Below are 8,986 nucleotides of genomic sequence, written 5' to 3' on the forward strand. Positions count from 1 at the left end.
AGAGCCCGGAATGACCCGCAACCAGGACTGGCAACGCCGCGACCTGAACGTCCTCTGGCACCCCTGCACCCAGATGAAGGACCACGAGTCTATCCCGCTGGTGCCCGTCGACCGCGGTGAAGGCCCGTGGCTGTACGACTTCGACGGCCGCCGCTACCTCGACATCATCAGCTCCTGGTGGGTCAACATCTTCGGCCACGCCAACCCCTACATCAACGACCGCATCAAGGCGCAGCTCGACAAGCTCGAACACGTGATCCTGGCCGGCTTCTCGCACGGCCCGGTGGTCGAACTCTCCGAGCGACTGGTCGAGATCACCCCGAGCGGGCTCGACCGCGCCTTCTACGCCGACAACGGCTCCTCCGGGGTCGAGGTGGCGCTGAAGATGAGCTACCACTACTGGCGCAACAGCGGCAAACCCGACAAGAGCGAATTCATCACCGTGGCCAACAGCTACCACGGCGAGACCCTCGGCACGCTCTCGGTCGGCGACGTCGGTCTGTACAAGGACACCTACGGCCCGCTGCTGCGCGCCACCGCGACCGCACCGTCGCCAGCCTGCCGCCAGGACCGTGGCGACTGCCGCGAACGGGCCGCCGAGGCACTCGATGGCATGCGCAAGATCCTCGAGGAACAGGCCGACCGCACCGCGGCGGTGATCGTCGAACCGCTGGTGCAGTGCGCCGCGGGCATGCTGATGCACCACCCGGACTACATTCGCGGCCTGCGCCTGCTCTGTGACGAGTTCGACGTCCACCTGATCGCCGACGAGATCGCGGTGGGCTTCGGCCGCACCGGCACGCTGTTCGCCTGCGAGCAGGCCGACATCACCCCGGACTTCATGTGCTTGTCCAAGGGACTGACCGCAGGCTACCTGCCGCTGGCCGCGGTCATGACCAGCGACACGGTCTACCAGGCGTTCTACGACGACTACAACACCATGCGAGCGTTCCTGCACAGCCACAGCTTCACGGGCAACCCGCTCGCCTGCGCCGCGGCCCTGGCCACTCTCGACCTGTTCGAGCGCGACGACGTGATCAATGCCAACCACAAGGCACAGGAGATCATGGACGGCCACCTGGCCGAGCTAGCCAAGCTGCCGCACATCACGAACGTGCGCCGCACCGGCATGATCGCGGCGATGGACCTGGTCAACCCGGAGACCGGCGAGCCGTTCCCCTCAGAGGAGCGCCGCGGCGTGCGCGCCTACCAGTACGCGCTGGAGCACGAACTGCTGCTGCGCCCGCTGGGCAACACCCTCTACTGGATGCCGCCCTACGTGCTCGACGAGGACGATTACCGTCACGTCTTCCAGGTTACGCACGACGCCAGTCACGCGGCGATTCGCTAACTCGACCATGCGCATCCGTCGCGTCTTCGTCGACGCCGAACTCGAGCCCGGCCGGGAGATCGACCTCCCGGCGGAAACCGTCAACTACCTGCGCAACGTGCTGCGCCTCAAGGACGGCCAGCCACTGGAGCTGTTCAACGGTCGCGGCCGGCGTGCGCGTGCGCAACTGGTACTGGCCCGGCGCGAGGCGCGCGTGCAGGTCGAGAGTAGCGAGCCGAGCCCGACCGAATCGGTGGTGCCGATCACCCTGATGGCCGCTCTGGCCAAGGGCGAGAAGATGGAGCTGGTGATCCAGAAGGCCGTCGAACTCGGGGTGACGACCATCGCGCCTGTGGAGACCGAGCGCAGCGTGCTGGAACTCAAGGGCGCGAGGGCCGAGAAGCGCATTGTCCGCTGGCGCCAGATCATGATCAACGCCTGCGAGCAGTGCGGTCGCGACATCCTGCCCACCATCGAACCGATTCGGTCACTGGACGAGGCGATCGTCGCCACCGAGGCGCCGGTACGCCTGGTACTCGACCCGCGCGCCGAACGACTGCTGACCGAGCTGCGGGAGCAGCCGCGCCCCGACGAGGTGGCATTGTTGGTAGGCCCGGAGGGCGGACTGACGGACGACGAGGTGAAAACGGCCATCGAGCACGACTTCCGCGCCCTGACCCTGGGTCCGCGCATCCTGCGCGCGGAGACGGCCGCAATCACCGGCGTGGCGGTGCTGCAATATCAGTGGGGCGATCTGGGCTGACGCGCCCGATCCGGCGGCGCCAGGATCAGGAGCCGGTCTTGTCGGGGCGGAAGCCCGAGCTGATCGGATAGCGACGGTCCCGGCCGAAGGCACGCCGGCTGATGCGCACGCCCGGCGGCGCCTGACGCCGCTTGTACTCGTTGACCAGGATCATGCCCACCACACGACGCACCACGGCTTCGTCCAACCCCATCGCGACGATCTCCTCGATGCTGTGATCCTCCTCGACGAAGGCCTGGATGATGCGATCAAGGTCCTCGTAAGCCGGCAGCGAATCCGAATCCAGCTGATCGGCGCGCAGCTCAGCGGACGGCTCGCGGGTGATCACCCGCTCGGGCACGGCGGCCAGTTCCGGGCGCACCGTCCCGCCGAGGGTATTTCGGTAGCGCGCCAGCTGATAGACGACCGTTTTGGGCACATCCTTGATCGGGGCGAAGCCGCCGGCCATGTCGCCATAGAGGGTGGCGTAGCCAACCGCAAGCTCCGACTTGTTGCCGGTGGTCAGCAACAACCGGCCGAACTTGTTCGACAGGGCCATCAGGATCACGCCGCGGGCGCGCGCCTGCAGGTTTTCCTCGGTGACATCCTCGGCCAGGCCCGCGAACAGGGGGCTGAGGGTCTCCTTGAACTGGCCAAAGATCGGCTCGATCGAGAGCGTCTCGCAACGCACGCCGAGGGCCTCGCACTGGAGTGCGGCGTCCTCGAGGCTCATCGGCGAGGTGTACTGCGACGGCATGCGCACGGCGAGCACGTTGTCGGCGCCTAGGGCGTCGACCGCCAGGGCCAGCACCAGCGAGGAGTCGATACCACCGGACAGTCCCAGCACCACGCCCGAAAAACCGTTCTTGCGCACGTAGTCGGCGATGCCGGTAGTCAGGGCGCGGTAGATTTCCGCCTCGCCTTCCTGCCATTCGTGGCTCTGCCCATGGGCGACGATCTCGCCGTCGGCCGACACCTCGGTCCAGCCGATGCTCTCCGCAAACCCGGGCAGGTGCATGTGGTTGCCGGTACGGCAGGAAACGAACGAGCGACCGTCGAAAACGAGCTCGTCCTGACCGCCGACCAGATTGACGTAGATGATCGCGCAGCCGCTGGAGTGCACGCGCTCGGCGATCTGCGCCTCGCGCTCGCGAGTCTTGAGCCGGTGAAAGGGCGAGGCATTGAGTACACAGATCACCTTGGCGCCGGCCTGGGCGGTCTGCTCGATCGGCCCCTCGCGCCAGGCATCCTCGCAGATCACGACCCCAACCGGCACACCATCGATCTCCTCGACCAGGGTCTCGGTGCCCTTGCGGAAATAGCGCTTCTCGTCGAACACCCCGTAGTTCGGCAGCGCCTGCTTGGCGTATCGAGCCACGATCCGACCACCGTCGATCAGTACCGCCTGGTTCTGCAGATGGCCGTCCGGGCCCCGCCCCGGCGTGCCGATCAGTACGGCGGTCTCGCCGACACGCTCGGCGATGTGGGCCAACTCGGCCTCGCAGGCATCGACAAAGTCGCGCCGCAGCAGCAGATCCTCGGGCGGGTAGCCCGACAGGGTTAGTTCGGGGAACACGACCAGCCGAGCATCGACTTCCTTGCGGGCGCGTTTTACCAGTTCGATCACGCGCGCGGCGTTGGACCGGCTGTCGCCGACCCGGGTATTTATCTGGGCGAGCGCGATTCGGAGCCCGTCGACCTCGCGCTCCTCGATACCGTTCAGCTGATCACTCACAATGCGCTGCTGCCCTCGGCCTGACCATTGAGCACCCGGGCGGCCGTCACACCGAGATCGGCCGGGCTCTCGACCACGTGCACGCCCGCCGCGCGCAGCGCCTCGCACTTGGCCGCAGCGGTCCCCTTCCCGCCCGCGATTACCGCACCGGCATGCCCCATGCGCTTGCCAGACGGCGCGGTCGCACCGGCGATGTACGCCACCACCGGCTTCGGGTAGCCCTGGCGGATGAAGTCGGCAGCCGCCTCCTCGGCGCCGCCGCCGATCTCGCCCACCATCAGCACCAGCTCGGTCTGCGGATCGTCGGCGAAGCGCGACAGGCAATCGATGAAATCCAGCCCGCCGATGGGGTCGCCGCCGATGCCGACGCAGGTACTCTGCCCCAGCCCCTCCGCGGTGGTCTGGGCGACCGCCTCGTAGGTAAGCGTGCCCGATCGCGAGACGACGCCGACACGCCCCTTGCTGTGAATCGAACCGGGCATGATGCCGATTTTGCAGGAGTCCGGCGTGATCAGACCCGGGCAATTCGGGCCGATCAGGCAGGCATCCGGGTAGTCCTGCGCCAGCACGGCCTTGACCTTGAGCATGTCGACCACGGGAATGCCTTCGGTGATGCAGGCGATGACTTCGATGCCGGCCGCTGCGGCCTCGAGGATCGAATCGGCGGCAAACGGGGCCGGCACGTAGATCATGCTCGCGGTCGCCCCCGTTTCGCGGACCGCGTCGGCGACCGTGTCGAACACCGGCAGCCCCAGGTGCGTCTGTCCGCCCTTGCCGGGCGTCACCCCGCCGACAAGACGTGTGCCGTAAGCGAGTGCTTGCTCCGAGTGGAAAGTGCCCTGCTTGCCGGTAAAACCCTGGCAGATCACGCGGGTGGATTCGTCGACCAGAATGCTCATCGGGACGCCTCCCGGCTGCTGTTGGCAAGGGCCACCGCCCGATTGGCGGCAGCGGCGAGATCGTCCTCGGCGGTCAGCGCCAGACCGGACTCGGCCAGCATGCGCCGGCCCGCTTCGGCGTTGGTCCCGGCCAGCCGGACAACCGTCGGCACCTCCAGCGAGACCTCGCGGGCCGCCTCGATAATGCCTTCGGCGATCAGGTCACAACGTACGATCCCGCCGAAGATATTGACCAGGATGGCCTCGACGCGCTCGTTCTCGAGAATCAGTTTGAAGGCCTCGGTCACCTTGGCCGCAGAGGTGCCCCCACCTACGTCGAGGAAGTTCGCCGGCATGCCACCGGCGTGTTGGATCAAATCCATGGTAGCCATCGCCAAGCCGGCGCCATTGACCATGCAGGCGATATTGCCGTCGAGTGAGACGTAGTTCAGTCCGTGGTCGATCGCCTTGCGTTCCGCGGGATCCTCCTGGGCAACGTCACGTTGCTGCCACCAGTCGGCCTGCCGATATCCGGCGTTGTCGTCCAGCGACACCTTGGCATCCACCACCGCGAGATCGCCCTCGGCCACCCGAGCAAGCGGATTGATCTCGATCAAAGCGGCATCGCGCTCGACGAAGGCCTGATAAAGCTTAAGGGCCAGAGAGACGAACGACTTCACGCCGTTACCTTCCAGTCCGAGGGCGAAAGCCAGGTCGCGAGCCTGATACGCGGCCAACCCCACGGTCGGATTGACCACCGCATGGAAGATTGCCTCGGGATTGGAGGCGGCGACAGCCTCGATGTCCATCCCGCCTTGAGGTGAGGCGATCATCACGACCCGCTGCAGCGCGCGATCCACCGTCACCGCGAGGTAGTACTCGTGCTCGATCGTCGCGGCCGGCTCCACCAGCACGGCATCGACAGGCAGGCCGGCCGGGCCGGTCTGGCCGGTGACCAGTCGTGTGCCGATCATCGCGTCGGCGGCCCCGACCACCTCGTCTCCGGAACCGACCAGCCGGACCCCGCCGGCCTTGCCCCGCGCTCCACTATGCACCTGCGCCTTGACCACCCAGCGGCCGGTCGCGCTCACCGGCAACGCCGTGGCGACCTGTTTAGCGCTCGCCTGTTTCAGCAGCAGGTTGGGCGGGACCTCGATCCCGAATTCCGACAGCAGTGACTTGGCCTGATATTCATGCAGGTTCATGGTGGGCCATTCCGCGGATAGAGATATTGAAAGGGCGCCATTGTCGCGCACACGGGCCGCATTGTCATGCCCACTCGCGGCATCCGCCCTTTTCTATCCGACAAAAGAAAACCCCGGCAATTGCCGGGGCAACGAGTCACCGAGGGGAGATATGAATTCAGGGGTACACAGTCATCTGCGGCACCACTGGCCGCGTCATCCGTGCCTTCACCCCCCGGCTTTCCCGCAGGTCATCACTGAGCGAGGCGCCCCGCCGATCCCCGGCGGGTGACGATGTGTTCAGTCGGGGCCCGACCGACGCCGATTGCTGTCGGCCACTCATCTCCCGACACACGATCGAGATAGAGCAGCGCCGCGTGCGAGGGGTCGTCCACGCCAGCCAGACGGCGTCACACCAAACCGGAACACAACACGCCAACCTGTCATGAACACCTGATTGGAGATGCTTCCACCCAAGGCACTTTATGTGCGTTCGGTGGCCGACACCATCAGGCGATTCCGAAAGTCGTGTAGGAATCGACCTCTCTGCGTGTACGCCAAATCCTACAACGAGAAACCCCCGCAGCCTTGAGGCATGCGGGGGTTTCGGGATGGGGAGCCTGGCGTTGACCTACTTTCACATGGGGAAGCCCCACACTATCATCGGCGATGCGGCGTTTCACTGCTGTGTTCGGGATGGGAACAGGTGGTTCCACCGCTCTATGGACGCCAGGCGAAGGGGTAACCGACCAGCCTGAGGCTGATCGGCGGTAAAGCGAATGCGTGTGTTGTATCTATGTGTGTTGCTTTGGCGTTATATGGTCAAGCCGCACGGGTAATTAGTACGGGTTAGCTGCATGCATTACTGCACTTCCACATCCCGCCTATCAACGTGGTGGTCTTCCACGGCCCTTCAGGAGGCTCGAGGCCTCGGGGAGATCTCATCTTGGGGTGGGCTTCCCGCTTAGATGCTTTCAGCGGTTATCCCATCCGAACTTAGCTACCCGGCAGTGCCACTGGCGTGACAACCGGAACACCAGAGGTTCGTCCATCCCGGTCCTCTCGTACTAAGGACAGATTCCCTCAAATCTCCAACGCCCACGGCAGATAGGGACCGAACTGTCTCACGACGTTCTGAACCCAGCTCGCGTACCACTTTAAATGGCGAACAGCCATACCCTTGGGACCTGCTTCAGCCCCAGGATGTGATGAGCCGACATCGAGGTGCCAAACACTGCCGTCGATATGGACTCTTGGGCAGTATCAGCCTGTTATCCCCGGAGTACCTTTTATCCGTTGAGCGATGGCCCTTCCATACAGAACCACCGGATCACTAGAACCGTCTTTCGACCCTGTTCGACGTGTCTGTCTCACAGTCAAGCTGGCTTATGCTCTTGCACTAACCGCACGATTTCCGACCGTGCTTAGCCAACCTTCGTGCTCCTCTGTTACGTTTTCGGAGGAGACCGCCCCAGTCAAACTACCCACCATGCACGGTCCCCGATCCCGATAAGGGACCTGGGTTAGAACACCAAACGTACCAGGGTGGTATTTCAAGGGTGGCTCCACCAGAACTGGCGTCCTGGTTTCAAAGCCTCCCACCTATCCTACACAAGTAGGTTCAGTATTCAGTGCAAAGCTGTAGTAAAGGTTCACGGGGTCTTTCCGTCTTGCCGCGGGTACACTGCATCTTCACAGCGATTTCAATTTCACTGAGTCTCGGGTGGAGACAGCGCCGCCATCGTTACGCCATTCGTGCAGGTCGGAACTTACCCGACAAGGAATTTCGCTACCTTAGGACCGTTATAGTTACGGCCGCCGTTTACCGGGGCTTCGATCAAGGGCTTCTCCGAAGATAACCCCATCAATTAACCTTCCGGCACCGGGCAGGCGTCACACCCTATACGTCCTCTTTCGAGTTTGCAGAGTGCTGTGTTTTTGATAAACAGTCGCAGCGGCCTGGTCACTGCAACCCCCTTCCGCTTACGGAGCAAGTCCGATCACGTACCGGGGGCGCACCTTCTCCCGAAGTTACGGTGCTATTTTGCCTAGTTCCTTCACCCGAGTTCTCTCAACGCCTTGGAATTCTCATCCAGTCCACCTGTGTCGGTTTCGGGTACGGTCAACCGTTATCTGAAGCTTAGAGGCTTTTCCTGGAAGCCTGGCATCAACCACTTCGTTCCCGTGGGAACTCGTCATCACCTCTCGGCGTTGATCTCCCGGATTTGCCTAAGAGATCCGCCTACGGGCTTAAACCGGACACCAACTGCCGGCTGGCCTAGCCTTCTCCGTCCCCCCATCGCAATAACGGTCGGTGCAGGAATATTAACCTGCTTCCCATCGACTACGCTTCTCAGCCTCGCCTTAGGGGCCGACTCACCCTGCGCCGATTGGCGTTGCGCAGGAAACCTTGGACTTTCGGCGTACGAGGTTTTCACTCGTATTATCGTTACTCATGTCAGCATTCGCACTTCCGATACCTCCAGCAAACCTCACAGTTCACCTTCGCAGGCCTACGGAACGCTCCTCTACCATGCCTTACGGCATCCGCAGCTTCGGCGGTGTGCTTGAGCCCCGGTAAATCTTCCGCGCAGGCCGACTTGACCAGTGAGCTATTACGCTTTCTTTAAAGGATGGCTGCTTCTAAGCCAACCTCCTGGCTGTCTCTGCCTTCCCACATCGTTTCCCACTTAGCACACACTTTGGGGCCTTAGCTGGCGGTCTGGGTTGTTTCCCTCTCCACAATGGACGTTAGCACCCACTGTGTGTCTCCCATGATTGCACTTCTCGGTATTCGGAGTTTGCCATGGTTTGGTAAGTCGGGATGACCCCCTAGCCATAACAGTGCTCTACCCCCGAGAGTGAGACATGAGGCGCTACCTAAATAGCTTTCGAGGAGAACCAGCTATCTCCGGGCTTGATTAGCCTTTCACTCCGACCCACAGCTCATCCCCTAATTTTTCAACATTAGTGGGTTCGGGCCTCCAGTCAGTATTACCTGACCTTCACCCTGGCCATGGGTAGATCGCGCCGGTTTCGGGTCTACTGACCGCGACTGAACGCCCTGTTCAGACTCGCTTTCGCTACGCCTCCCCTACTCGGTTAAGCTTGCCACGA

The 8,986-nt window shown here is 63.2% G+C and carries 5 protein-coding genes and 2 rRNA genes (1 of these 7 running past the window's edge); 2 read left to right on the forward strand and 5 right to left on the reverse strand.

The window, feature by feature from the left end; translation table 11 throughout:
* Positions 1-10 precede the first annotated feature (10 nt).
* On the forward strand, positions 11-1,351 hold the full coding sequence (locus tag LV476_RS07600) for an adenosylmethionine--8-amino-7-oxononanoate transaminase (protein WP_250074942.1): 1,341 nt from the start codon (positions 11-13) through the stop codon (positions 1,349-1,351).
* Positions 1,352-1,358: 7 nt separating this feature from the next.
* Complete coding sequence (locus LV476_RS07605; protein WP_250074945.1) at positions 1,359-2,093, forward strand: 16S rRNA (uracil(1498)-N(3))-methyltransferase; 735 nt, start codon at positions 1,359-1,361, stop codon at positions 2,091-2,093.
* 25 nt (positions 2,094-2,118) lie between these two features.
* On the opposite strand, the gene LV476_RS07610 is transcribed toward LV476_RS07605, so the two are convergent.
* The 5 genes from LV476_RS07610 to LV476_RS07630 all read right to left on the reverse strand — a co-directional run.
* Complete coding sequence (locus LV476_RS07610) at positions 2,119-3,807, reverse strand: NAD+ synthase (RefSeq protein ID WP_250074947.1); 1,689 nt, start codon at positions 3,805-3,807, stop codon at positions 2,119-2,121.
* Positions 3,804-4,706, reverse strand: a complete 903-nt coding sequence (gene sucD, locus LV476_RS07615) for a succinate--CoA ligase subunit alpha (protein ID WP_250074948.1) — start codon at positions 4,704-4,706, stop codon at positions 3,804-3,806. The genes LV476_RS07610 and sucD overlap by 4 nt, the downstream gene beginning before the upstream one ends.
* Positions 4,703-5,890 (reverse strand): ADP-forming succinate--CoA ligase subunit beta, encoded by a 1,188-nt coding sequence (gene sucC, locus LV476_RS07620; protein WP_250074950.1) that lies wholly within the window; start codon positions 5,888-5,890, stop codon positions 4,703-4,705. The genes sucD and sucC overlap by 4 nt, the downstream gene beginning before the upstream one ends.
* Before the next feature lie 597 nt (positions 5,891-6,487).
* Positions 6,488-6,603, reverse strand: a 5S ribosomal RNA gene (rrf, locus tag LV476_RS07625).
* Between the two features lie 84 nt (positions 6,604-6,687).
* Positions 6,688-8,986: ribosomal RNA gene (locus tag LV476_RS07630) — 23S ribosomal RNA — on the reverse strand; it runs 579 nt beyond the window's last position.

This window comes from Guyparkeria hydrothermalis, assembly GCF_023555385.1.
GTDB lineage: Bacteria > Pseudomonadota > Gammaproteobacteria > Halothiobacillales > Halothiobacillaceae > Guyparkeria > Guyparkeria hydrothermalis_A.